This window comes from Nitrosomonas sp. Nm34 (assembly GCF_900113925.1).
GTDB lineage: Bacteria > Pseudomonadota > Gammaproteobacteria > Burkholderiales > Nitrosomonadaceae > Nitrosomonas.
Window position 1 is genome coordinate 102,952 of the sequence record NZ_FORD01000003.1, and the last position, 25,182, is coordinate 128,133.

The following is a 25,182-nucleotide window of genomic DNA, read 5'->3' on the forward strand; positions in this document are numbered from 1 at the left end:
AGCCTGAAAAAGAACTAAAAAATTAATGGACAAAATAAGAGATCTATTCCAATGAAAAGCGAGCCACATTATCGCCTTTTCGTATATAGGGCGCTAGATCAACTAATTTGCTATTGTACGTAAGATTCACACCGCTCGCATTACCAATCACCAAATGAAGAGGCGGCATCCCTTTTACCACTTGCTCTGTACCCTTGCCATTCATTTTGACAAAAATAACTTTTTTATTGCTGTCTCTTATCTCAACCCATGATTCCTTGGAAAAAATGAAGTGCAGTACTTTTTCGTTATTCTCCTCCGCCTCATTCACAACAGGTTCAGCAACAGCAGGTGTAACCGGAGCATGCGCTATTTCGGGTGGCCTCTTCTCTGGAGGCTCTAATGGCTCTACACTGCGTGAATGAGCTGAAAGTGTCTGAGGCAGCAATAATTCCATGGTAACCTGCCCATTTTCAGCTTGTGAATCAGAGGAAGCAGGCGCATCCATACTATTCTTCATGATCGCCTCTTGACTCCAATTTCCCCCCTGATATACGCCGTAGCCTACTAAAACCGAAGTTAAAACCATCGCCAAAAACAATATGCCACGCCCTCCGCCCTCTCGTTTCGATGGAACCAGTGGAATGGCTTTTACCTGTTTTGCAGAGCCTTGATGAGCCAGTGCTGGAGTAGATTGAGCGAATAAATGAAGTAACGAATTCGTATCAAGTTGGAGCAAGCTACCATAATTTCGAATAAATCCCCGAAGAAATGTGCTGGAAGGAAATTTACTATAATCCTCTTCCTCTATCGCTCTGATTTGCTGTACTGATAATCTTAATCGTCTCGCCACTTCCGCCACACTCAAACCGCGTTTTAATCTTTCAGCGCGTAATAGCTGTCCACATCCAGTGCTTGTGCTTGCATTAAGTTTCTCTTCTGGACTTGCTCCATGATCAGCAAACTCCTTATCGGGTGCATCCATTCCGCCTTCACAAGCAGCAAGCTGAGCGGGCATGTTTGGGTGAATACCGCTATCAGAAGAAGTGGTTTCCGAAGTGATTTCTTCCAGGCTATTATCCAATACTTTTTGTTGGCCTATATCATTATTATTCATGATTTAATCTCCCTTCCCGCAGGGCTATTGCCTCATTTGAATCAGGAAAACGTCTTTGTAACTGAAAAGCATAGCTTGCTTCAGCCTGATAATCTCCAATTGTACGTTCAATTTGAATGGCCAACCATAAGCTTTCTGGCGAAAGCGAATAAGCTTGCATATAGGAAATAATATTTGATTTGGCTGTTTTAAGATCTCCACGTCTGAAATCAATCTCGATTAACCCAAGTACTGCCAGCGGATAGTTGGGGCGAATTACCAAGGCTTTCTGGAAAAAATCTTTAGCTTGTGCAAATTCATTACGTTTTAGCACACAAATTCCGGCATTCGAATATGTTTTTTCGGGCGTTTCATAAAGGGAGTTTCTGATTGCACTCATAAAATGATCCACTGCCAGAGCCACCTCTTCAGGATGGCGCTGACAAAGAAACCACCCAAAATTATTGTGTACGTCAGAATCATTAGGATCTATTTTAAGTGCACGCTCAAAATTCAAGCGCGCAAGCCCATCTTCGTGCAAATTCATATAGACCAGGCCGAGTACGTTATAAGCAGGTGCATAGTCCGGATTTGCTCGTAATGCGATTTCAGCTTCTTCTATAGCGACTTTGTACTGACCACGACTGTAATATTGCCCGGCGAGTTCGGCATGAATCTTGACACTTTGTTGAGATCGCTTTCTTGTTTCTTCTGCAGCTTGTTCCATCTCTTTCCCAGGTAGCTGGGCACATCCTGTGACTACGCCAGCAAACACTCCCAGCAAACCCGCCAGCACCTTTTTCATCCAGCTATCTTCGTGACACTGCGATTTACCCGCCGGGTTTTATCCAGCACCTGGCCAGCCAATTGGCCGCACGCCGCATCGATATCATCACCGCGTGTTTTACGCACTGTGGTTATGAGACCTGCTTGCAGCAACGCATCGCGAAAAATTCGTATCGCTTCTGGTGAGGATCGCTTATAGCCCGATTCGGCAAATGAATTGAACGGAATCAAATTCAATTTACAGGGAATTTTTTTCACCAACTGCACCAATTCATGGGCATGTTCAATACTGTCATTCACACCATCAAGCATGACATATTCGAATGTCACAAAATCTCTAGGGGCAGCCTGGAGATAGCGTTCACACGCAGCCAATAACATTTTGATGGGATATTTCTTATTAATGGGCACCAACTGATCACGCAAAGCATCATTCGGCGCATGCAAAGAAACCGCCAAAGCAACGGGACAGCGCTCGCGCAACCTATCCATTGCAGGTACCAGACCGGAAGTGCTGACAGTGACTTTTCGCCTGGATAACCCATAAGTGTTGTCGTCCAACATCAAGTCCAGCGCAGTGACGACATTCTCAAAATTAGCCAATGGTTCACCCATACCCATCAGCACGACATTACTAATAGCCCGGCCTATATTTTTTTCCTGATGAGGTATCCTTCCATTGGTAGAATTTTCTGGCAGAAAAGAAGTTTCATGAGCCTTTTCAGTTTTGAGCATTTTGTTTGCCCACCATAACTGGCCGATGATTTCCGCCACCGTCAAATTACGGTTAAACCCCTGCTTGCCCGTTGAACAAAAACTGCATGCAAGGGCGCATCCCACCTGACTGGAAATGCACAGCGTGCCACGATTAACTTCAGGAATGAAAACCATTTCAACAGCATTTCCTGCACCCGTTGACAACAACCATTTACGGGTACCATCTGCAGCAACATGATCATTAATAACTTCAGGTGAGCGAATGATGGAAAGGGCAGTGAGTTTCTCTCGAAATGCTTTTGCCAGGTCACTCATCTCAGAAAAATCCGATATGCCTAGTTGATGTATCCAGCGCAGCAATTGTTTCGCACGATAGGGTTTTTCTCCCATATCCGTGCAGAAACGCGTGAGGCCAGCCGAATCAAAATCAAGTAAATTAATAGCCATATTCATAAGCAAAGCTATCTTGGCTGCAAATTATTTTAGCGCGAATAAACATCCAAAGTAGGAAAAAAGCAGGCAATTTCCACTGCTGCCGTCTCAGCTGCATCCGAGCCATGCACCGCATTTGCATCGATACTCTCGGCAAAATCAGCACGGATAGTTCCTTTTTCAGCTTTTTTAGGATCGGTTGCTCCCATCAATTCTCGGTTCTTACTGATAGCGTTTTCTCCTTCAAGCACCTGAACCATGACAGGTCCAGAAATCATAAATTCCACTAAATCATTGAAAAAAGGACGCCCACGATGAACTGCATAGAAAGTCTCAGCTTCCCTTTTAGACAAATGTGCCATACGTGCTGCGATAATTTTTAACCCCGCCTGCTCAAATCTCGAATAAATCTGGCCAATGATATTTTTTGCAACTGCATCCGGCTTAATAATCGATAACGTTCTTTCAACAGCCATTAAATACTCCACAAAATTAACAAATCAAAATAAAGCACTATTCTAACAAAAAATATATATTGATTCTGAAAAAGAGCGCTTAAGACAAGATGTTATGATTGACTAAATCAGCTGGCGCATTCCACTCAGCCCTCAATATTTAATTGATTTCATTTTATAACACTTTAGTATTGACAGTTTCATAATTAGACAAGGATAATGTTATGATTCTCCGAAGAAAGCACTTTGAATGCTCACAATGAACTATTATCCTAGATCTCATATTTTCCTAATTTTTTAATCTGAATATCAGATACATTCATATTATTTTTTCTGTCATATCCATCCGGATTTAAAACTTCAACGCAGGACCGGTAAACTAAAAGCCTATCTGACCCCATAAGGTTCAAACATGTTTTTTCAATTTTTCGAATGCAAATCTGTCACGGAGCTTGGTTTATGAATATCCAGGAACTCATTCGACAACGCGGCAGAGAAAATTTCACCTTACACGATCTCTATCTCAATAGTCAGATGGTAAAGGTGTTAAAAACAATAGGCTTTGATCGTCATTATGTAAAGGCTGAGGGCGCTTATCTTTTTGATGATCAAGACAATCGCTATCTTGATTTACTAAGCGGCTTCGGAGTATTCTCCTTAGGGCGCAATCATCCTCAAATTGTCCAAGCACTGAAAGACGTTCTTAGCGCAGAGCTTCCCAATTTGGTGCAACTCGATGTCTCGTTACTGTCGGGCATATTAGCAGAAAAGCTGGTAGCCATTAGTCCAGAAGGTCTGGATCGCGTTTTTTTTGCTAACTCTGGAACAGAAACAGTCGAAGCAGCGATCAAATTCAGCCGTTATGCCACAGGTAAATCTAAAATTATTTACTGCCGGGGAGGGTATCATGGTCTTAGCCTCGGCTCACTTTCTGCTACCGGAGATACTCACTATAAACAAGGATTTGGCCCGCTAGTGCCGGATTTTATTGAAGTACCTTTTGGAGATCTCGCTGCTTTGGAAAGAGCACTTTCCCAGAAAGATGTGGCCGCCTTTATAACCGAGCCGATCCAAGGACATGGTGTCTGGATACCAGATGATCATTACTTGCCGCAAGCGGCTGAGCTAACCCGGCGTTATGAAGCATTATTTATAGCGGATGAAGTACAAACGGGATTGGGACGTACTGGTAAATGGTGGGCTGTAGAACACTGGTCCGTCACCCCGGATATACTTTGTATGGCAAAAGCGCTATCAGGAGGGTTTATTCCTGTTGGCGCACTGGTCTGTAAAGAATGGATATTTGATCGTGTTTTTAATCGCATGGACCGCGCTGTCGTTCATGGCAGCACTTTCGGCAAAAGTAATCTTGCCATGGCCGCTGGATTGGCTACTTTAGAGGTATTAGAATCAGAGAATCTGATCGAAAAATCTGCTCAATCCGGGCAAGCTATTATCAATGCACTGCAACCTCTTGTCGGAGAATATGAATGTCTGAAGGAAATTCGAGGAAAAGGTATGATGATTGCGTTAGAATTTACTGAACCACATAGCCTGTCTCTTAAAATGTCCTGGAAAATGTTAGAAGCGACTAACAAGGGATTATTCTCGCAAATGATTACTGTCCCTTTATTTTCCCGGCATCGCATTCTATCCCAGGTAGCCGGGCACGGCATGAATATCGTCAAGTTTATTCCACCACTCATACTGACAGAATCCGATATCAAGTGGATAATAGATGCGACCAAGTCTGTTATTCATGATGCACATCGCGGCCCTGCTGCCGTTTGGGATTTAGGTAAAACGCTTGCGACTAAAGCCCTGCGAAGAAAAGTCAGTACTTAACAATGGCATAAAAACGGTATTTAAAATAGTTTATGACCACTCCTGACTTATGGAGGCGCATTCCACCTCGCTCTTTTATGAGCTGAACGCCACATGCTGCTTCCATAAGCACTTTCCCTTGCTTTCTTTATCAATATTCTCAAGCTGCTGCGAGTGCAATTCAAGCTCCTTCTCACCGGCAGGTAATATTATTAAATGCAAATTCTCAGCAATGACTGCCGAGTCAATGGATAAGGGCGTGATATCCAATTCCATCAACAAACTTTCTTGCCCTCTGGTCATAGCTAAATAAACCTCGGCCAGAAGCTCTGCATCCATTAATGCACCATGTAAGGTGCGCTTCGAATTATCGATTTGATAGCGCTCACACAAGGCATCCAAATTATTCCGTTTACCTGGATGAATCTCCTTGGCAATAACAAGTGTATCGGAGATCTCAGAGCAGTAATTTTTTAGTGGTAGTTGCTTGACCAGCCCTAATTCATGATCAAGAAATCCTACATCAAACGGTGCATTGTGAATAAGAAGCTCCGCACCTTCAATGAAATCCAGAAAAGCAGCACAAATATCACGAAATTTTTGTTTGTCCTGCAGAAACTCGCTGGTTAAACCGTGTATTTGCAGCGCACTTGCTTCGCTTTCCCGCTCAGGATTCAAGTAATAATGAAAATGACGACCCGTCAATTGCCGGTTATACATTTCGACGGCCGCTATCTCAACAATTCGATGGCCCAATTTAGGGTCTAAACCAGTGGTTTCGGTATCAATAAAAACTTTACGCATCAGCTATTTACCTTATCGCTCGAGCTTCCTTTTCTTGTGATGACAGATGTTACTCCCTGGTTAGCCAGTTCATCTGCTCGCTCATTACCCTCATGCCCCATATGCCCGCGTACCCAGCACCATTCGATTTGATATTGCTGTGACAAATGATCAAGTTCTCTCCACAATTCTTCATTCTTGACTGGCTTTTTATCAGCAGTACGCCAGCCCCGATTTTTCCAGGCATATATCCATTCACTGATACCTTTCTGTACATACTGTGAATCAGTATAGAGGTGTATTTTGCAAGATTGCCTTGAAATAGGCAGCGATGCTAACGCTTGTAAGGCACGAATTGCCGAGATCAATTCCATCCGATTATTAGTCGTGCTTGCTTCACCACCAAATAATTCCCATGTACTTGCCTGGTATTTCAGCAAAACACCCCACCCCCCTATGCCTGGATTACCCTTACAGGCACCATCCGTAAATATTTCCACTACGCATGCAGCATCTTGCATATTCATAACTACTACTTTATATTTATTTTATGATTAGTTGTCGAGCATAATTATTCCCTTTCTAAATCAAAACTGGCTTTGTCGGCTTCACCTTGTCGTATGTTTGATACTGCCTGCAGCTCGCCTTCGCATCACTTTTAATTAGAAAGGGAACTACACTTACTTTACAGTATTTTTGAATTTTTGCGTCGCTGGCACAATTTTTCTTTTGCTAGACAGCTTATTTTCCCAACAAGGTTTAATGATACGCATGCCATGGATTTGCTTGACCGCGTGCAAGAAATAAACTCCTCCGGAAATTGGCCACCAACGATCTCCTGCAGCCTCCATAAAATGGAAACGTTTTATCCATTTCTCTTTACTGAAAGGAGGGGCATAACAGCCGAGTCGCCCTCCAACAATCTCAAAATCGAGCAGTTTCAACCAATCCTTAAGACGAGGCAATGCGATGAATTGGCCATACCAGGGAAATTCATTTCTCGCTGTTTTCCAATACCGAGTCACCCCCCAAAGGCTGAATGGGTTAAAACCGCTGATCACGACATGTCCCTCCGGTATCAATACACGATGTACTTCGCGCAGAATCTGATGTGGATTAGAATTGAATTCCAGTATATGCGGCAATAATACCAGATCTATACTGCCACTTTCGATAGGCAGGAAATCTGGTAACGCATAAAAGGATGCACCAGGACTAATGCCAAGACGAAATTGATAAGGGATACGGTTAGCACATAAAAAATTCAATTGAGGAAAACCAATTTGCAAAGCGTTATAACCAAAAATATTAATAACCGCTTGATCAAAATAGCCTTGCTCCTCCTCAAGCAAATATTGGCCGAGCGAGGTTTCAAACCATTGCTGCATAGTCCGAGCATGCAGAGAGAGCGTCATGATGCTGTTAGCACTCAGCCTTTTCATAAATATTTTTTTATTAAACCGAGAAAAACACCATGCTCAATATTTACCCTGTTCGCGCCTTTAAAGACAATTATATCTGGGTAATTCATAACCAGCATTATGCTGCCATTGTCGATCCAGGAAGCGCAACACCTGTGTTAGCCTATCTTCAGCAGCAGAAATTGCAACCTATCGCTATTCTCAATACACACCACCATAACGATCATACTGGTGGCAATGTGACATTATTGCAGTCCTATACTATGCCAGTATATGGCCCTGCAAATGAAAACATCCCAGAACTTACGCATGGCCTTAAAGAGAGTGATGTGGTTCATCTTTCGGAACTATCGCTCGATTTGGCCGTATTGGATATACCTGGTCATACAGCAGGTCACATTGCTTATTATGGCGGAAAATCGCTGTTTTGTGGCGATACTCTATTTGCCTGTGGCTGTGGACGTATCTTTGAAGGCACTGCACAACAGATGTATGCTTCACTTCAGAAGCTTGCCAGCTTACCTGATGAAACGCTTGTCTACTGCACGCATGAGTACACCTTGTCTAATATCCGATTTGCAAGCGCTATCGATGCCAGCAATCCAGCCTTAGCTCAACGCGTAATTGAAGTAGAAGAGCAAAGAAAGCACGATATACCCACACTGCCCTCAATATTGGCCATCGAAAAAGCGACGAATCCTTTTTTGCGATGTAACCAGTCAGCCATCATTCACGCAGCTAATCAACATTCCAGAAAAATACTGTCAGACCCGGTCAGTGTTTTTACAGAAATACGCAAATGGAAAGATACTTTCTAATAAGCTGTCGAAAACACATTCGAACCAATCAATGATAGGCAAAAAAGCGGAGTTTATGTTGATAACTATGCTCTCATACCATTTTTTAACACCGCAGAGGTAACATAGATAGTTTTTTCAACAGCCTGCCAAATCAGGCTTCTGAAATTTACTTTCCCACCCCTCTAATTGAGGTTAGCAGGAAAAATTTAGAAGAACTCATATGCCATTAAACTGCACAACCACCCGGCCCACAACCTAAAGATTCAGCCTCATTCTGCTTGCCTTGAGCAGGTTGTAGCTGTTCGGTTTCATCCACTTCTTCCGCAAGCAAAGTTCCTATTGATACCCCCAATATAAAATCACTGACATGGCCAAATTTATGCATGCGCAGATGACCGGTCTTATCGATCAGAATCGTCGTAGGTGTGCCTTGCATCTGATAAGTCATCATGGTATGCGGAATGACATGCTGATCATTCGGCTTATCGATCCCAATCGGAAAACGCAACCGGTACTCATAAGCAAATACTTCAAGCGCCTCACGGCCCATTACTGAATGATGCTCAAAGACCGTATGAAGACCAATCACGGCAATTTGATCTGGATTGAATTCTTCAAATATCTTTTGCGTCTGGGGGATACCCATTTGCACACAGCCTGGGCACAGCATCTGAAAAGCATGGATTAACACCACTTTGCCCCGCAATGAAGCGAGTGTAATAGGTTGAGGCGTATTCAACCAACCCACCGTCTGAAGTTCTGGCGCCAAAATTTTTCCATTTGCTTGATGAGTTTTCATTAATGAGCTACCTTCTGGTTTTAGAATCTGCATATTACTATAATTTTAGTCAAAATGAACTTTGTCAACTTCTCCGCCCTATTATTGACATGGTTAGCGGCTTACCTGTAATTAATTTGTGATGAGAAATAATAGAATTAAGAAACAACTGCATGAATACAAACAAACCGCATGAATATCTCTTAAAGTTTTATGAAAAAGAAAGGGCAAGTCATTCTGCACTAAGATGTGCTGGGAATAAAATACCCTTTTTCTAAAACCTTTAGATGACTACCGTAGTCTTGGCAACCCTTCTCTCCTAGCCATCACCTTACCAGGTTACGTTACTTACTTCTCAGGCTTGCCAGCGCGCAATACCGGGTAATATTGGGTAAACACGTTGTCTTCAGCAGCATTTTCTTTATGGCAAGCATTGCAAGATTCATCAGGTTGGGGAGCCGCGCTCTTGCTTTTATAGCTATCATAGCCAAAGTATGCCCAATTGTTAGGTCTATCAGCAAAACGCTTAGAATCCTTGACGGTCGCAACGATACCAAGATATTCCCCTTGAAAATAACCATTGCCACTGGTCGCCTCTTCGGCACCGACGCTTACTAATTCCTTAACGATAATCGTCCCATCACGGAATTTTCCAGTTTGCTTCCAGTGTACCCAGCTAACGGGATCAATGTATACATTGTGAAACTCAGGAAATGCGGGATTGCCATCGTTCATATCTTTGGGTGTCACAGGTGCGCCAATGAAAATCCATTCACGATAATTCCTGGGTGTGAGCAGCTGCCCATCTTTGTTGAAATGAGCATAGGTTGTTCTGCCAGGCTCATGACGATCATCTTGTTGGCCAGCAGTAACAGTCGTTGCCTGGCCAACTAGCAAACCGGATAGCAAGAATGACGTTAAACGACCAAACAACGTTCTTTTAAACTGTGACATAATCAATCCCTAAAGTAATAAAATTAGAATGTCAAAAAATAGTTTTAAATAAAGACTTTTTATAGTAGACAGCCCCACAGACAACGTCAAGACAAGAATCCGTCACGCTTGTCACACCAATCGATAGCTGTAGATTTTTTTGGATAACTTTGCAAAATCTTGTAAATCACCCATTAGAAAAGCATAGCTGTCATTCCATTTCCAAATCTAACATGGCGCGAAAGCGAGCCGGAGACAGTATCAATCATACGACAAGGTGAAATAGACAAATTCAGTTTTGATTTAAGAATGGAATAGCCAATGCTATTACTCAAGTAGATTAATTAGAGCTTACTCATAAAATATAAACAATTGTTTTTATTTAACAATATTGTAAAAATCACTTTTTAAGTGCAAGGTTTTTGAATAAATTATGCAAAAACCCTTGCACTTGATTTAAGTTCAAGCTCACCTGAATTCGATCAATTTTTATTGAACCACATACTGTTATGAATAATATTCTTTAGAAAGCAATATATAATGGAACAACACGATAAAAGGATGCGCGCTATATGGTATAGCGGCAATGACACTCATGCTAACAGCTCAAGAAATGGGGGATGAGTCTTACCAATGAATGGGTTTGAGTTAGAGGCGGTCACAAATCTCCTTAAACCTGTAAAGCGGTTTAAGGAGATTTGTTGCTATTGACACGGGAATCAGAAGCATGGTCACGTAGTGGATAACTTCCTTTAGTAGAAATCATCTTTTCTTGTAACTAATTCCAGAGTCCCTTCCAAGCTTCTTTGCAATATTTTGTAAATGAAAATATTAGCCTAATTTCCCGCGGCGCGTATGGCCTTAAGGTTTTCTCTTGCTTCTTCATTGCCTTGTTTCTCAGCCTTCTTAAACCATTCAATCGCTTTATCTGTATTCTTAGGCACCCCCTCGCCTACTAGATACATGACACCCAGGTTATTTTGCGCATCCACGTTGCCTTGTTCAGCAGCCTTGGTAAACCACTCCACTGCTTTAGCGGAATCTTGTGGAACACCCTGGCCTTCCGCGTACAACAGGCCCAGATTAAATTGGGCGCCTGCATGCCCTTGCTCTGCAGCGCGTTGAAACCAACCTGCAGCTGATTCCAGGTCATAGTCCATAATTTTTCCTGTCGCATCCTTGGAAATAGCCTCTCCGGAATAGAACAAGGAACCAAGAGCATTCTGCGCTTCGGCATCGCCTGCTTCCGCATCCTGGCGTAATTTTAGGAATCGTTCTTCAGGTGATAATCCATCATCTGCCATTGGCATGATTTTTTTCAGCAGATCAGCCTTTTCTTCCGATGATAAGCCTTGTTGAAATACGGATGGCAATTCATTGATAGGAGTAATCTCATCGGGCAGTTTCTTCCAAGTTTCGTCTGCCTCCGATTTTGCTGATGGGGTTTCATCACCGCATCCAGCCAGAGTTAACATCAATAAGGCTAGCAATGTAAAAATACGCATATTCATTGAGTCATTCCGCTCTTCTTAGAGTAAATAAAAATTTAATAAAAATTATAACATTCTGTTTGTATTACAGTTAGACACATCTATCAAAGCCAAGCCGATAAATTAATAAGAAGCTCATAAGATGATTACTCAGCAAAATCTCTATTTCGCACCTGCTTTTTGAAGTAACTCAATGACACCCTTATGATCATATTTTTTGGCCAGTAATAACGCAGTCGCACCATTTTCTGCCTTAGCATCAATTTCTGCACCCATAGCAAGTAGCGTCATGGTCACTCCGCGATAGCCATGTTGTGCGGCTAGCATCAACGCAGTTGCGCCATTTTTTGCTTGACTATTCACATTGGCGTTTGCTTGCAGCAAGTGCTGGATCACGACTTGGCCCCCTATTTGTGATGCAAGCATCAATGCGGTAACCCCTTCATTAGTAACAGCATTGACATTGACATCACTACCCGTTTCGAGCAAAAGACGCACCATTTCTATATGATTTTTTTGCGATGCAAACATTAATGCTGTCATTCCATCGTCTGTAACCGCGTTTATATCTGCATTAGCAGCAAGTAATGCTTGCGCGATACCAATACGGTTGTCCTGCGCAGCCAACATGAGCACGGTCCGACCATTGTTTGCCTTTACATTTGCGTCAACGCCAGAAGCAAGCAGTAGTTCAACGATATTTTTGTGACCATTCTGCACTGCACTTATCAATGCCATATTCTTATCGCGTGTTTCGTAATTTTTCTCAGACATGGAAAGCAATGCTTTTACTTGAGACAAATTACCGCGTGTAGCTGCATTAACCAGATCACTATTGTCTAAATTAGCCCATGCGTCGTTTGAAAAGTGCAGCAACCCTATCAGCACGCCTAAAGCATATAAATTAATCCTTGACCAGAGCATTTCTGTTCCTCCTCTCTTCTATATGTATTCACTCAACTTAATAATCAGATAATAGATAACAAATAGGGCTATCTAGAATCCGCTGTCATTCACCCAAAATGAATGTTAGTTTTCACTGATGATAAACAGTCGTTGGTATTCCTTAATTGCAAAACGATCAGTCATGCCGGCAATATAATCAGCAATAGCCTGATGTCCATATTGAGAAAATTTAATCTGGTATGCTGTAGGTAGCAGTCGAATATCTGAGTTGAATGCATTGAATAACATTTTAATCGTATGTTGCGCCTTATTACTCATGCGTGTTACTTGGAAATGTCGATAAAGGTTATCGTACAAAAAGCTTTTTAGCTCCTGCTGCTCCTGCTTTATCTTTTCGCTGAATCGAATCAAGCATGGTGCTGATCGTATTTCATCCAGACCGTTTGGTCGCGCATTTTCGATGTTGCTTTTACTTTGTTGGGTTAAATCTGTTGCCACACTATTAATCATGCCACGTATCGTTTCATGAATTAAACGTCGACCACTAATATTCGGATAATCTCTTTTCACCTGCCATAAATGTCTGGAAAATATTTCTATCTTTTCCAGTTGCAACATTGTAATAAAACCGGAACGTAAACCATCATCGACATCATGATTATTATACGCAATTTCATCAGCAATATTGGTAAGCTGTGCCTCCAGTGAAGGTCTTTGATTAATTAAAAAACGCTCTCCGACTTCACCGAGCTTTTCAACATTCTTTCTAGCGACATGCTTGAGAATGCCTTCACGGGTTTCAAAGCACAAATTCAAACCTTCAAAAGCACCGTACTGTTCTTCAAGCACATCAACGACTCTTAAAGACTGAAGATTATGTTCAAAGCCACCATACTCCCTCATACAATCATTCAAAGCATCTTGCCCCGCATGGCCAAATGGCGTGTGTCCTAAATCATGCGCCAGTGCTATTGCTTCAACTAAATCCTCATTCAACTTTAAATTTCGTGCGATTGAACGTCCAATCTGGGCCACCTCTAGACTATGTGTCAAGCGCGTGCGAAACAAATCACCCTCATGGTTAACAAATACCTGTGTTTTATATTCAAGCCGACGGAAAGCTGTTGAATGAATTACCCGGTCACGATCGCGTTGAAATTCACTTCGACCAATAGGAGGGGCTTCTTTGATGAGACGCCCGCGCGAATTAGCAGTGGATACTGCGTAAGGAGCCAAATCATCCATTAGCCATACAAGTCAGCAATGTCTCTCTCAAGGTTGATGCTGGAATATCATGACTCATCATTGCTTCACCAATACGCCTCAGTAGAATAAAACGTATTCTTCCCTCCTCTACTTTTTTATCAAGCTTCATCAAGCTTAAGTAATCATCTGGAGAAAGTTTGGGTGCACTAACTGGTAGTCCTACCTTTTGGAATATGCTGCATATGCGTTCGAACTCACTTTCACTGATAAATTTTAATTGTTTTGACAAGTTTGCTGCCATTATAGTGCCCGCAGCAACCGCTTCACCGTGCAACCATACTCCATAACCCATGGCGTTTTCAATTGCATGGCCGAAAGTGTGGCCAAGATTAAGCAGTGCCCGCACGCCACTCTCACGCTCATCTGCAGCGACAATTTCCGCTTTGATTTCGCAACTCCGGCAAATAGCTTTATTTAGAATATCAGCATTACGTGTAATTAAACCCGTTATATTCTGTTCCAACCACATAAAAAAGTCAGCATCGCGTATAAGACCGTATTTAATCACTTCTGCAATGCCGGCACGCAATTCCCTATCAGGCAAGGTGGTAAGCGTCGCACTGTCTGTCAACACCATGCGCGGTTGATAGAATGCTCCTATCAAATTTTTGCCAAGGGGATGGTTAATACCTGTCTTACCGCCTACTGAGGAATCCACTTGTGCAAGGAGAGTAGTAGGAATCTGGATAAAAGGTACGCCTCGCAAAAAAGTCGCCGCCGCAAACCCTGTCAGATCACCAATAACCCCGCCCCCCAACGCAATTAGGGTAGTTTTTCGCTCACAGCGTTGTTCCAATAAGGCGTCAAAAATCAAATTCAATGTCTGCCAATTTTTATGATCTTCACCATCAGGCAAAATAATTGCAACGGAACAGATCCCATGCCGCTCTAGTGCTCTACGAAATTGATCTAAATAAAGAGGGGCTACAGTGGTATTAGTGACAATTGCCACCCGTTTCTGTGGCAATTGAGGCAATAGCAAATCTGCCTGTTCTAATAACGCATTACCAATGTAAATGGGGTAACTCCGGTCCTGTTCGGAAGAAAATAAGGCCACCTTAACAGTTTGCATATCATTCATATAACATAACTAATTTAGGGAAGAACCCATCCCTTTTAAGATTCATAATTATTCGGTTGGTAAGCCTTGATCACGTTCTTTTTCCGATTTAACGCCTCAGCTCGGAGCTTCTTAATTTTGAAGAAAAGCAGCTTTCGAGCGAGCCGTTGTACTAGAGAGCGCACACCTTGTTTTCCGCTATCTATGATGATATGTGCCACCTCTCGATAAAGAGCATCGCGTTGAGCATGAAGCTCTGTCAATCTGGCATGCAGATCCTCAGTCTGAAGTAGCGGTCTATTTTTATCAGTACGTGTTCTTCGTTGCAGTTCATTCACGGACGCGCTCAAATAAACTACGATACCATGTTGTCTTAATAAGGCACGATTTTCAGCACTTAGCACCGCCCCCCCACCAGTAGCCAGCACTACATTCTCTGCTTGCACCAGCTCATGCAACACCTCTGTTTCACGTCTACGAAACCCAGCCTCTCCTTCAATTTCAAAAATCAAAGGAATCTTAACACCAGTACGCTGTTGAATTTCATGATCGGAATCCAGAAACGTTTTTCCCATGTAATTAGCCAGCAACTTCCCAATCGTAGTCTTTCCGGCACCCATCATACCTACGAGAATAATATTCCCCTGTAAGAACTTTATATCATGATTATTTTTGCTGATTGGCTTAATTAATGGCATAGAGACAATTGTAACGGAATACTTTCACCTACGCAGAGATTCCAACGGGCCCATAAAAAATTCATGTAATTTATTATTAAATGGTCGATCCTGCTTCTTATGAGCCAAAAATATTAACAAAATAATATTAAATATCAGAAAATTAATCACACTATCATGCAATTGAACGCTTACATCTCTCTTCTTCTATTCGCGACTGAAGAACCTTAGCCAGCATTTTAATACTTTCCAAATAAGATACTTTGATAAAAGTATTTATGTTATAGGAAGGAAATGCTCTTCTCATCTCCTCTATAAAATACATTTTTGGCTCCTTTCTTTTATTTTTATCACTTTTCAAACAAACTGATGTGGACGGCTCATAGCACTATCTGCATGTGTGATGTGGACTGTTCAAAATATTATGCATGCGCATAATACTTGATGTCCATGACTATATAGCACTTGGTAAAGGTCCCACGACACGACAAAAAATAATTTCTTAAATAATTTCTTATTTGGGCAGAAAATATAGCCAATTGCACGATAAGCTTTGAGGCCTACTCAGGTAGTCATTATTCGCGCAGGAGCTAGGTGAGCTGGTACATGAAGAGAAATTAATAGCAACTAAGCGTGTATTGCAGTAATGCAAAAGCCATAAAGCAAGCACGATACCATTGATGCAGAGGTAATCTACGAAGCGGCAAGCAGGCAAAATATACAGTTAGTTTGTAACAATTAAAAAGCTCTCCACTCCACCTGAAAATTTTATTGCAGCAGTGAGGAAAAAATTTTTATGGTAGTGCAGAATTTAACTGGATTGGCTTAAATAATAATATTGAACAAAAGCAGTAACCCATTGATTTTACTGGGACACAATGTGTATTCATTCTTTACAAATAAGAAGCTCATTTATTGAACTTCCTAAAAAATTGCAAATCATAGGTTGCTATAGTTGACTAGTCCAGTCAGGTATTATATAGTTGACAAAAATAATCAAGTATTATTTACAACAAACCCTAATTAACTCTTATTTACTCAACTTTTATTGTATTAAGGAATCTGGTATGAGACTGACAACGAAAGGACGATTCGCAGTGACAGCACTATTGGATCTCGCGATGCAGCACAGCAATGGACCGGTCACACTTGCCGATATCAGTCAGCGTCAAAAAATTTCACTATCATATCTTGAACAATTGTTCGCAAAATTACGCCAACGCGAACTTGTTGATAGTGTGCGTGGTCCTGGCGGTGGCTATTGCCTAGCTAAAAGTCTGGACCAAGTATCTATTGCAGATATTATTCTTGCTGTCGATGAACCCATTGATAACACGCGATGTGGTGGAAAAGAAAATTGTCTGAATGATGGCAAATGTATGACTCATGATCTATGGGCAGAACTCAATGACATTATTTTCAATTATCTTGGCAGCGTAACATTAAAGCAATTGGTCGATGAGCAGAAACAACGCGATCAGCAACGCGAGCAAGCTGTTGTCAAGTTGTACGATATGCGTGAAGCAGCATTTTAGTTTTAATTAATTTATAGAGAAAAATTATGCCAATCACATTGACAGAACGTGCAGCCAAACAAATCCAGCAGCAACTCACAAAGCGTGGTAAAGGATTGGCTCTACGGATAGATATAAAAGAATCCGGTTGCTCTGGTTTTACTTATATCTTTGATTATGTTGAGAAAATACAAGAAGAAGATCAGCTCTTCGAGTCGCATAATGCAAGAATAGTCGTAAAACGAGATAACCTATCTTATTTTGATGGATCAGAGATAGATTTTGTCAAAGAAGGTCTAAATAGTACTTTCAAGTTTAACAATCCAAATGTTGGGAATACATGCGGCTGTGGTGAGAGCTTCAGCCTCAAAATACCTGAAGAGTCTAAGGAAAATATATAAAAATGAGTGCTGTACTACAAAATCTTGTAAACCAGCCTTACAAGCATGGTTTCGTCACAGAAATAGAATCAGATATTGCACCCAAAGGACTTAACGAAGAAATCATTCGATTGATTTCATCCAAGAAAAATGAGCCTGAATGGATGCTCACATTCAGATTGCAAGCTTATGAAAAATGGCTCAGCATGTCTGAACCACGTTGGCAAAATGTCAAATACCCAAAAATTGATTTTCAATCAATTAGTTATTACTCAGCACCTAAGCCGAAGAAAAAATTAGCGAGTATGGATGAAGTAGATCCCGAGTTGCTACGCACATTTGAGAAACTCGGCGTGCCCATGCATGAACGAGCAGCGTTAGCGGGGGTTGCTGTGGATGTCATTTTTGACAGTGTATCCGTTGCAACGACTTATAAAGAAAAACTCGCTGAAGTCGGGATCATTTTTTGTTCGATTTCTGAAGCTGTTCAAACTCATCCAGAATTAGTTAAGAAATATCTTGGAACTGTCGTACCAGTTGGCGATAATTTCTATGCAGCTCTTAATTCAGCAGTATTTACCGATGGCTCATTTTGTTTTATCCCCAAAGGTGTTAAATGCCCAATGGATTTGTCAACTTACTTTCGTATTAATACTGAAGAATCAGGACAATTCGAGCGTACGCTCATTATTGCTGAAGAAAGTGCTTCGGTTTCTTATCTGGAAGGATGTACTGCACCCAAATTTGATACCAACCAATTACATGCAGCCGTTGTTGAGCTGATTGCGTTGGATAATGCCGAAATTAAATACTCGACTGTTCAAAACTGGTATGCAGGAGATGAAAAAGGCATTGGCGGTATTTATAATTTTGTGACTAAACGTGGGCTGGCGAAAGGGGCTAATTCGCGCATTTCCTGGACGCAAGTTGAGACTGGATCTGCTATTACCTGGAAATACCCTTCCTGTATTTTACGTGGTGAAAATTCTGTGGGAGAGTTCTATTCAGTCGCTGTTACCAATAATTATCAGCAAGCCGACACTGGCACCAAAATGATTCATATGGGAAGAAATACGCGTAGCACCATTATTAGTAAAAGTATTTCAGCGGGAAACTCCAATAGCAGTTATCGCGGCTTGGTAAGAATTGCGCCTACAGCCGAGAATGCACGCAACTATTCACAATGTGATTCGATGCTCATTGGTAATCAATGCAGCGCCAATACATTTCCTTATATCCAGGTCAATAATAATAGCGCTAAAGTTGAGCATGAAGCTTCTACCTCAAAGATTGGTGAGGATCAACTTTTTTATTTTTTACAACGCGGGATTGATACTGAAGAAGCTGTATCAATGATTATCAATGGATTCTGTAAAGAAGTTTTTCAACAGTTGCCTATGGAATTTGCTGTTGAAGCAACCAAATTACTCAGTTTTAAATTAGAAGGGAGTGTCGGATGATCAATCAGAATAGTAAAACACTCCTTGAAGTACGTGGCTTACATGCTAATGTAAATGGTATTGAGATACTGAAAGGCGTTGATCTCACGGTCAAGAGTGGAGAAATCCATGCCATCATGGGGCTCAATGGATCTGGTAAAAGTACTTTTGCCAAAATTCTTGCTGGTCACCCTGCTTACGAGGTCACTGCCGGAACGATTATCTTCAACGATCAAAATCTTTTTGATCTTGAACCTGAAGAACGTGCTCGTGCCGGTGTATTTCTTGCATTTCAATACCCGATCGAAATACCAGGCGTCGCTAATAATCAATTCTTGCGGTTAGCATACAATACAGTTCAGTCCCAGCGTGGCAAAGAAGAACTTGACCCGCTTGAGTTTGATGATTTTGTACGCGAAAAAATGAAATTACTCGAAATGAGTCCAGATTTCCTGGATCGCAGCGTCAATGAGGGATTCTCAGGTGGAGAAAAGAAACGTAATGAGATTTTACAAATGGCATTACTGGAGCCAAAACTCGCCATTCTGGATGAAACAGATTCAGGGCTCGACATTGATGCGCTCAGGATTGTAGCTAATGGTGTAAATCAGCTTACCAATAAAGATAATGCTACTATTTTGGTCACGCATTACCAACGCTTGCTTGATTATATCGTGCCTGATTATGTTCATGTGATGGAAAGTGGACGAATCATCAAAACAAGCGGTAAAGAGCTTGCCAAGGAACTGGAAGCTCATGGTTATGATTGGATTAATACCGATGACCGTGGTAACACCGCTGGAGTACGGCCATGAGTGCAGCGACTAGTCCTAGCTACCTCGATCACCTTGTTCAGTCATGGCAGAAACCATCAACTTCATCGTGGCTTGATCAGCTTCGCGCAAACGCGATGGATAGTGCTGGTGCACTCAGGATACCGACGACTCAAGATGAAGAATGGCGTTTTACTGATATTTCGCCCCTTAGTCAGCTGCCTTATCCGGTAGCCCCGACAACATTCAAAATACAGCTCTCGGATATTAAACATTACTATCTCGAAGAAGCCAGCTGTCGGCTGGTATTTGTAGATGGTCAATTTGTCCCCGAGTTCTCACACATTGCTCATGATGCAGGTGCAATTATTGGCAATTTGTCATCGCTTCTTCCTACTCATGGGGATACGATTGCTCGTTACCTTGGTCAATTGGCAGAATTTAAGACTGATGTGTTCACGGCGTTAAATACTGCTTTTCTTCGGGATAGCGCCTGTATCATTATTCCGATGAATAAGTCAGTAACAACGCCTATTCATTTGCTATTCATATCCAGGCAAACTGAAGTTACCAGTTATCCTCGCTGTCTACTGATTGCCGAAGCGGGTAGTCATGCGACAATTATTGAAGATTATATTACTACTGAAGCAGCTTCTTATGTGACGAACTCAGTCGTTGAAATGAATCTTGCCGATAGTGCGCACATCAATCATACTCGTGTTCAGCGGGATAATCAGCAGGCTTTCCATATTGGGAATTGTACGGTATCCCTTGCTCATGCAAGCCAGTACCATTCAGTCAGCATAACGTTAGGAGCCTCTATTTCCCGTTATAACCTGAATGTGATATTGTCAGGTGAAGGCGCTGAATGCGCTACAGATGGGTTGATATTGATTTCTGAACGTCAGCTCGCCGATACTCATACATTTATCGATCATGCGAAACCGCATGGCAAGAGTCGACAGCTCCATAAATGTATCGTTGATGGCATGGCACATGGGGTATTTAATGGCAAAATCATAGTACGCCCGCATGCTCAGTTAACGGATTCAGCACAATTAAGCCGCAATCTTTTACTGACCAATAAAGCCCGTATTGATACCAAGCCACAACTTGAAATATTCGCTGATGATGTCAAATGCGCGCATGGCGCCACAGTAGGCCAACTCGATAAAGAAGAAATTTTCTACCTAAAGAGCCGCGGTCTGTCTGATTTGGCAGCACGTAATTTGCTAACCTATGCATTTGGTGGCGAAGTTATTGATCGTATTCCTATTTCTTCCCTTAAAAGGCAGCTCGAAGAAGTCGTCCTTGCAAGAACACAGATATCTTGAAACATGAAAATTGTTGATGCATTACTAGACATGAATACTTCCCCAACTTCAGAGTTGGCAGCACGATATCGTGCCGATTTTCCCATTCTCAATCTCAAAGTAAACGATAAACCACTTGTTTATCTGGATAACGCTGCATCAAGTCAAATGCCTCAATCAGTCATCGATCGTCTGATACGGTATCAAACAACTCAGCATGCTAATATCCATCGTGCAGTGCACTACCTATCTGAGATAGCCACACGGGAATATGAAACGGCCCGACGCACCTTGCAGCATTTTATCAATGCCCGTGAAGATAGAGAAATCATCTTTACCAGCGGTACAACAGATGCCATTAATCTAGTGATGCATGGTTATGGTCGCAAGTTTATTCAGAGTGGTGATGAAATTATTTTAACGAACCTAGAGCATCACTCAAACATTGTGCCATGGCAAATGCTGGCAGAAGAAAAAGGTGCAACCATTCGTGTCGTACCGATTAATGACGCGGGCGAGCTATTAATTGATGAATATGAAAAGCTATTTAATCCTCGAACTCGCTTTGTCGCATTAACGCATGTATCGAATGCACTGGGCACCATCAATCCGATTAAAAACATGATTGCTTTTGCCCACCGGCAAGGCGTACCGGTTTTAATCGATGGCGCACAAGCTGCTCCCCATATAAAAGTCGATGTGCAAGATCTGGATTGTGATTTCTATGCCTTTTCTGCTCACAAATTATGCGGCCCAACAGGAATAGGCGTCCTCTATGGTAAAGCCAAGTTGCTGGAATCCATGCAGCCTTTCAAAGGGGGGGGTGATATGATTGCCTCGGTAACCTTTGAAAAAACGACCTACAACACCATTCCGTATAAATTTGAAGCAGGCACGCCTCCTATTGCTGCTGCGATTGGCTTTGGTGCCGCAATAGAGTATTTATCGAAGATCGGGTTAGATGCAATTGCAGCTTATGAGCATGAACTGATTAATTACGCAACCGAACAGATCATCACTATACCCGGTGTCCACATTATCGGTAATACGCGGACGAAAGTTGCTGTCTTGTCATTCATCATTGATGGCGTTCACCCTCATGATGTAGGAACACTGCTTAATCAAGAAGGAATCGCTGTACGCACGGGTCACCATTGCGCACAACCCATTATGCAGCGCTTCAAAATACCTGCCACCTCACGTGCCTCCTTTGCTTTTTATAATACTAAAGCAGAAGTTGATACTTTGGTAGAAGGTATTCATTCTATACAAAAGGTTTTCTCATAATGAATTTAAAATCAATTTATCAGGAAGTGATCCTTGATCATAATCGCAAGCCCCGCAACTATGGCACGCTTGATAATGCAAACCACCACGCAGTAGGACATAATCCCTTATGCGGTGATCGCATTGATCTTGCGTTGCACGTGGAAGGAGAGCACATTAATCGTATTGCTTTTCAGGGAGAATCATGCGCTATATGTAAAGCATCTGCTTCAATGATGACAGCGACGGTCAAAGGGAAATCACGGTCGGAAGCAGAAACTTTAATAACAGAATTTCGGGAAATGGTAGTGGGCGATCTTGATCTTGCAGGGCCTCACCACCTCGGGAGGCTAGCTGTGTTTGCTGGCGTACGTGACCTACCGACACGGGTCAAATGCGCAATTCTGCCCTGGCATACGTTGCAAGCTGCATTGAATTCTGATGCTATCGTATCGACTGAAACAGCAGAAGATTCAATCCATACTGCTAACAGTAAGGCCTAACCCCCAAAAACCAGATATCGCATAATAAAACACTATCAAAATAATTAAAACAAAATGCCAAAAATAGCTGAAATAGAAGGCACGCCTAACCCAAATGCTTTAAAGTTTGTTCTAAAAGAACCGCTTACCTGGGGTATAAGTCATTCCTATGATAGTGCTGAGCAAGCAAAGGATGATCCATTGGCATCAGCTTTGTTCGATATAGATCATGTTACCAATGTCTTCTATGTTGACCGCTGGATTACGATTACTCAAGATGGAGAAGCTGACTGGCAAGATCTTGCACGCGCTGTTGCTGATCCGATTAGGGCTGCACCAGCGGCTCATGCGCAATCCGCTGAGACGGTAGCAGCAGCCAATGAACTATTGACTAACTTGAGTCCTGAAGATCAGCAGCGACTGGAGCGTATCAATATATTATTAGATGAGGAAGTACGTCCTTACTTACAAAATGATGGCGGTGATCTTCATATATTGAGCCTGGAAGAGAATATTCTGAAAATTCATTATCAAGGGGCATGTGGCACTTGCCCTAGCTCAATTTCTGGAACGCTCAGAGGAATTGAGCGATTGTTAAAAACAATTGAGCCGGATATCGTGCTTGTTTCCGCCTGAGAAAATATAAGTAACGTGAGTTTTAAACATGAGGATCACATCACAGCAGGTTTTCCCTGCCATAGTGTGATCCTTAGTCAAAGTCACGTTAAATCTATCGTCACCATCATGGCGTTGAACAAGCCAAGCTACTCCAGTCTGCCAAATAATGCACTTAAAGCAACTCATCCTAACTCAAAAAAGAATCAATAAATTAGTTTCTTAATACCTTGAAGGTGACTTAAAAGGATAAGCATCTTCTAGGCATTAACTGCTTTCACCATATCCTCTACCACTTTTTTGGCATCGCCAAACACCATCATCGTCTTGTCCATATAGAACAAATCATTATCAAGGCCAGCGTAACCTGCAGCCATACTACGTTTTACGACTATTACGGTACGAGCCTTGTGTGCCTCTAGAATAGGCATACCATAGATGGGACTGCCCGGCACATTTGCGGCTGGATTGACCACGTCATTTGCCCCAAGTACCAGCACCACATCAGTATTAGGAAAGTCGCTGTTGATCTCTTCCATCTCCAGAACTTGTTCATACGGTATTTCTGCCTCAGCAAGAAGTACATTCATATGCCCTGGCATACGGCCCGCAACGGGATGGATAGCAAAACGAACATTTACGCCTTTTTCATGCAAAACTTCGGCAAGCTCATTGACTGCGTGTTGCGCACGAGCAACGGCCAGACCATACCCCGGAACGATAATAACGCTATCAGCATTACTCATCAGGAAGGCAGCATCCTCAGCACTTCCGCTGCGATAGGTTTTCTGTGTTCCATCCGCGGCTCCTTGGCTGCCGCCTTCACTACCAAAGCCTCCCAGGATGACGGAAAGAAAAGGACGGTTCATGGCTTTGCACATAATATACGACAGAATTGCGCCAGAACTGCCTACCAACGAGCCAGCAATAATCAGCATCGGATTACCTAGCGAAAAGCCGATACCCGCCGCAGCCCAGCCTGAATAGGAATTCAGCATGGAAATGACCACCGGCATATCTGCTCCCCCAATAGGAATAATGATGAGGAATCCGAGTATGAAAGCAATCGCTGTCATGGTGATAAATGCTGGCCAGTTAGTCGTCTCACTGAAAAAGAACCATAAACCGAAGCCAATCATGACCAGGGCTAACGTCAGATTGATCATGTGTTGCCCAGTGAAAATAACTGGAGCGCCACTCATGCGGCCAGACAATTTAAGAAAAGCAATGACAGAGCCAGACCAGGTCATGGCACCGATAAACGTCCCCAAAAACAACTCCAGCTTGCTACCAGCTGGCAACATCTCAGGCAGGCCAAATGAAACAGGATTATTAACAGCGGCAATGGCAATAAATACTGCGGCCAAACCTACCAGCGAGTGCATGAAAGCAACCAGTTCCGGCATTGCGGTCATCTGGACGCGCTGCGCTACGATAGAACCTATTATCGCTCCGATTGCGATACAACCGAGTATCAATGTCCAATTCTGGGTAATGGTCAAGGTAGTGCCAACGGCTATCGTCATCCCAACCATTCCAAACAAATTACCACGCCGGGCAGAAAGGGGGGAACTAAGCCCTTTCAGCGCCAGTATGAAAAAAACCGCTGCAACCAGATAAGCGAGAGCAATCAAATCAGCAGACATTTAGGCGCTTCCTTTTTTATCTTTTTTTCTGAACATTTCCAGCATGCGTTGTGTGACGAGGAACCCACCAAATACATTAATGGAGGCAAGAACAACAGCCGCCGCCCCCAGCCAGACCCCCCAGTCGGTTTCAGCAGGCCCTGCAGCCAGCATGGCGCCTACTAAAATAATACTAGAAATGGCATTAGTTACTGACATCAGCGGTGTATGTAACGCAGGGGTTACATTCCAGACCACGTGATAGCCAACAAAAACCGCCAACACGAATACCGTGAGATGAATTATCGTTGGATCAATTTCACCGATCATGTGTGCTCCTCTTGAATTCGTTAACTTTTATGAATATTAAAG

Annotated in this window: 26 protein-coding genes; 10 read left to right on the forward strand and 16 right to left on the reverse strand. The window is 42.4% G+C overall.

Translation table 11 applies throughout. The features are described 5' to 3' along the window. Positions 1–43: 43 nt before the first annotated feature. The 4 genes from BM283_RS02370 to ndk are packed head-to-tail and all read right to left on the reverse strand — an operon-like array spanning position 44 to position 3,486. Positions 44–1,096 (reverse strand): RodZ domain-containing protein, encoded by a 1,053-nt coding sequence (locus BM283_RS02370; RefSeq protein WP_090688771.1) that lies wholly within the window; start codon positions 1,094–1,096, stop codon positions 44–46. Then, positions 1,089–1,880 (reverse strand): type IV pilus biogenesis/stability protein PilW, encoded by a 792-nt coding sequence (gene pilW, locus BM283_RS02375; protein WP_090688774.1) that lies wholly within the window; start codon positions 1,878–1,880, stop codon positions 1,089–1,091. The genes BM283_RS02370 and pilW overlap by 8 nt, the downstream gene beginning before the upstream one ends. Then, on the reverse strand, positions 1,877–3,025 hold the full coding sequence (rlmN, locus tag BM283_RS02380; RefSeq protein ID WP_090688958.1) for a dual-specificity RNA methyltransferase RlmN: 1,149 nt from the start codon (positions 3,023–3,025) through the stop codon (positions 1,877–1,879). The genes pilW and rlmN overlap by 4 nt, the downstream gene beginning before the upstream one ends. A gap of 35 nt (positions 3,026–3,060) precedes the next feature. Continuing rightward, positions 3,061–3,486 (reverse strand): nucleoside-diphosphate kinase, encoded by a 426-nt coding sequence (ndk, locus tag BM283_RS02385; RefSeq protein ID WP_074666296.1) that lies wholly within the window; start codon positions 3,484–3,486, stop codon positions 3,061–3,063. A 438-nt stretch (positions 3,487–3,924) separates the two neighbouring features. Between ndk and BM283_RS02390 the strand changes: the two genes are divergently transcribed. Next, positions 3,925–5,310, forward strand: coding sequence for an aspartate aminotransferase family protein (locus tag BM283_RS02390; RefSeq protein WP_090688777.1), 1,386 nt, complete (start codon positions 3,925–3,927; stop codon positions 5,308–5,310). 75 nt (positions 5,311–5,385) lie between these two features. On the opposite strand, the gene dnaQ is transcribed toward BM283_RS02390, so the two are convergent. The 3 genes from dnaQ to BM283_RS02405 form a co-directional block, all read right to left on the reverse strand. After that, entirely contained in the window at positions 5,386–6,093 is a 708-nt protein-coding gene (gene dnaQ / locus BM283_RS02395; RefSeq protein WP_090688781.1) for a DNA polymerase III subunit epsilon, read from the reverse strand. After that, positions 6,093–6,599, reverse strand: a complete 507-nt coding sequence (rnhA, locus tag BM283_RS02400; RefSeq protein WP_090688784.1) for a ribonuclease HI — start codon at positions 6,597–6,599, stop codon at positions 6,093–6,095. Before rnhA ends, dnaQ begins: the two co-directional genes overlap by 1 nt. A gap of 153 nt (positions 6,600–6,752) precedes the next feature. Further along, complete coding sequence (locus BM283_RS02405; protein WP_254776105.1) at positions 6,753–7,514, reverse strand: class I SAM-dependent methyltransferase; 762 nt, start codon at positions 7,512–7,514, stop codon at positions 6,753–6,755. A gap of 32 nt (positions 7,515–7,546) precedes the next feature. Between BM283_RS02405 and gloB the strand changes: the two genes are divergently transcribed. Next, positions 7,547–8,311, forward strand: a complete 765-nt coding sequence (gene gloB / locus BM283_RS02410) for a hydroxyacylglutathione hydrolase (protein WP_090688788.1) — start codon at positions 7,547–7,549, stop codon at positions 8,309–8,311. Between the two features lie 208 nt (positions 8,312–8,519). Here the strand turns inward: gloB and BM283_RS02415 are convergent, their stop codons facing one another. The 7 genes from BM283_RS02415 to BM283_RS02445 all read right to left on the reverse strand — a co-directional run bounded on the left by BM283_RS02415 (position 8,520) and on the right by BM283_RS02445 (position 15,424). Further along, positions 8,520–9,092, reverse strand: a complete 573-nt coding sequence (locus BM283_RS02415; RefSeq protein WP_090688791.1) for a peroxiredoxin family protein — start codon at positions 9,090–9,092, stop codon at positions 8,520–8,522. Between the two features lie 327 nt (positions 9,093–9,419). After that, positions 9,420–10,025: a cytochrome P460 family protein gene (locus BM283_RS02420; RefSeq protein ID WP_090688794.1), complete on the reverse strand. Its 606-nt coding sequence runs from the start codon at positions 10,023–10,025 to the stop codon at positions 9,420–9,422. 815 nt (positions 10,026–10,840) lie between these two features. Continuing rightward, complete coding sequence (locus BM283_RS02425; RefSeq protein WP_254776106.1) at positions 10,841–11,515, reverse strand: tetratricopeptide repeat protein; 675 nt, start codon at positions 11,513–11,515, stop codon at positions 10,841–10,843. Positions 11,516–11,656: 141 nt separating this feature from the next. Next, positions 11,657–12,418: an ankyrin repeat domain-containing protein gene (locus BM283_RS02430; RefSeq protein ID WP_090688798.1), complete on the reverse strand. Its 762-nt coding sequence runs from the start codon at positions 12,416–12,418 to the stop codon at positions 11,657–11,659. Between the two features lie 105 nt (positions 12,419–12,523). Beyond that, positions 12,524–13,645, reverse strand: coding sequence for a deoxyguanosinetriphosphate triphosphohydrolase (locus tag BM283_RS02435; RefSeq protein ID WP_090688801.1), 1,122 nt, complete (start codon positions 13,643–13,645; stop codon positions 12,524–12,526). Beyond that, positions 13,638–14,738: a 3-dehydroquinate synthase gene (aroB, locus tag BM283_RS02440; protein ID WP_090688972.1), complete on the reverse strand. Its 1,101-nt coding sequence runs from the start codon at positions 14,736–14,738 to the stop codon at positions 13,638–13,640. The genes BM283_RS02435 and aroB overlap by 8 nt, the downstream gene beginning before the upstream one ends. 44 nt (positions 14,739–14,782) lie before the next feature. Further along, entirely contained in the window at positions 14,783–15,424 is a 642-nt protein-coding gene (locus BM283_RS02445; RefSeq protein ID WP_090688805.1) for a shikimate kinase, read from the reverse strand. Positions 15,425–16,470: 1,046 nt separating this feature from the next. Here BM283_RS02445 and iscR point away from each other — a divergent pair. From iscR to BM283_RS02485, 8 genes are read left to right on the forward strand one after another with little or no spacing between them, the layout of a single operon-like run. Continuing rightward, positions 16,471–16,938: a Fe-S cluster assembly transcriptional regulator IscR gene (iscR, locus tag BM283_RS02450; protein ID WP_074666274.1), complete on the forward strand. Its 468-nt coding sequence runs from the start codon at positions 16,471–16,473 to the stop codon at positions 16,936–16,938. Positions 16,939–16,964: 26 nt separating this feature from the next. Then, on the forward strand, positions 16,965–17,318 hold the full coding sequence (locus tag BM283_RS02455) for a HesB/IscA family protein (protein ID WP_090688811.1): 354 nt from the start codon (positions 16,965–16,967) through the stop codon (positions 17,316–17,318). A 2-nt stretch (positions 17,319–17,320) separates the two neighbouring features. Next, complete coding sequence (gene sufB / locus BM283_RS02460; RefSeq protein ID WP_090688815.1) at positions 17,321–18,757, forward strand: Fe-S cluster assembly protein SufB; 1,437 nt, start codon at positions 17,321–17,323, stop codon at positions 18,755–18,757. After that, on the forward strand, positions 18,754–19,551 hold the full coding sequence (sufC, locus tag BM283_RS02465; RefSeq protein WP_090688819.1) for a Fe-S cluster assembly ATPase SufC: 798 nt from the start codon (positions 18,754–18,756) through the stop codon (positions 19,549–19,551). Before sufB ends, sufC begins: the two co-directional genes overlap by 4 nt. Further along, positions 19,548–20,843 (forward strand): Fe-S cluster assembly protein SufD, encoded by a 1,296-nt coding sequence (sufD, locus tag BM283_RS02470; RefSeq protein ID WP_090688823.1) that lies wholly within the window; start codon positions 19,548–19,550, stop codon positions 20,841–20,843. Before sufC ends, sufD begins: the two co-directional genes overlap by 4 nt. 3 nt (positions 20,844–20,846) lie before the next feature. Next, positions 20,847–22,109 (forward strand): cysteine desulfurase, encoded by a 1,263-nt coding sequence (locus BM283_RS02475; RefSeq protein WP_090688826.1) that lies wholly within the window; start codon positions 20,847–20,849, stop codon positions 22,107–22,109. Next, positions 22,109–22,591: a Fe-S cluster assembly sulfur transfer protein SufU gene (gene sufU / locus BM283_RS02480; protein WP_090688831.1), complete on the forward strand. Its 483-nt coding sequence runs from the start codon at positions 22,109–22,111 to the stop codon at positions 22,589–22,591. Before BM283_RS02475 ends, sufU begins: the two co-directional genes overlap by 1 nt. Positions 22,592–22,645: 54 nt before the next feature. Beyond that, the gene (locus BM283_RS02485; protein WP_090688834.1) at positions 22,646–23,206 is read left to right on the forward strand and encodes a NifU family protein; all 561 of its coding nucleotides are present in this window, start codon (positions 22,646–22,648) and stop codon (positions 23,204–23,206) included. Positions 23,207–23,445: 239 nt separating this feature from the next. On the opposite strand, the gene BM283_RS02490 is transcribed toward BM283_RS02485, so the two are convergent. Beyond that, positions 23,446–24,831, reverse strand: coding sequence for an NAD(P)(+) transhydrogenase (Re/Si-specific) subunit beta (locus BM283_RS02490; RefSeq protein ID WP_090688838.1), 1,386 nt, complete (start codon positions 24,829–24,831; stop codon positions 23,446–23,448). Continuing rightward, positions 24,832–25,140 carry an NAD(P) transhydrogenase subunit alpha part 2 gene (locus tag BM283_RS02495; RefSeq protein ID WP_090688842.1) on the reverse strand — a complete coding sequence of 103 codons (309 nt, stop codon included), beginning with the start codon at positions 25,138–25,140 and terminating at the stop codon, positions 24,832–24,834. Positions 25,141–25,182: the final 42 nt, after the last annotated feature.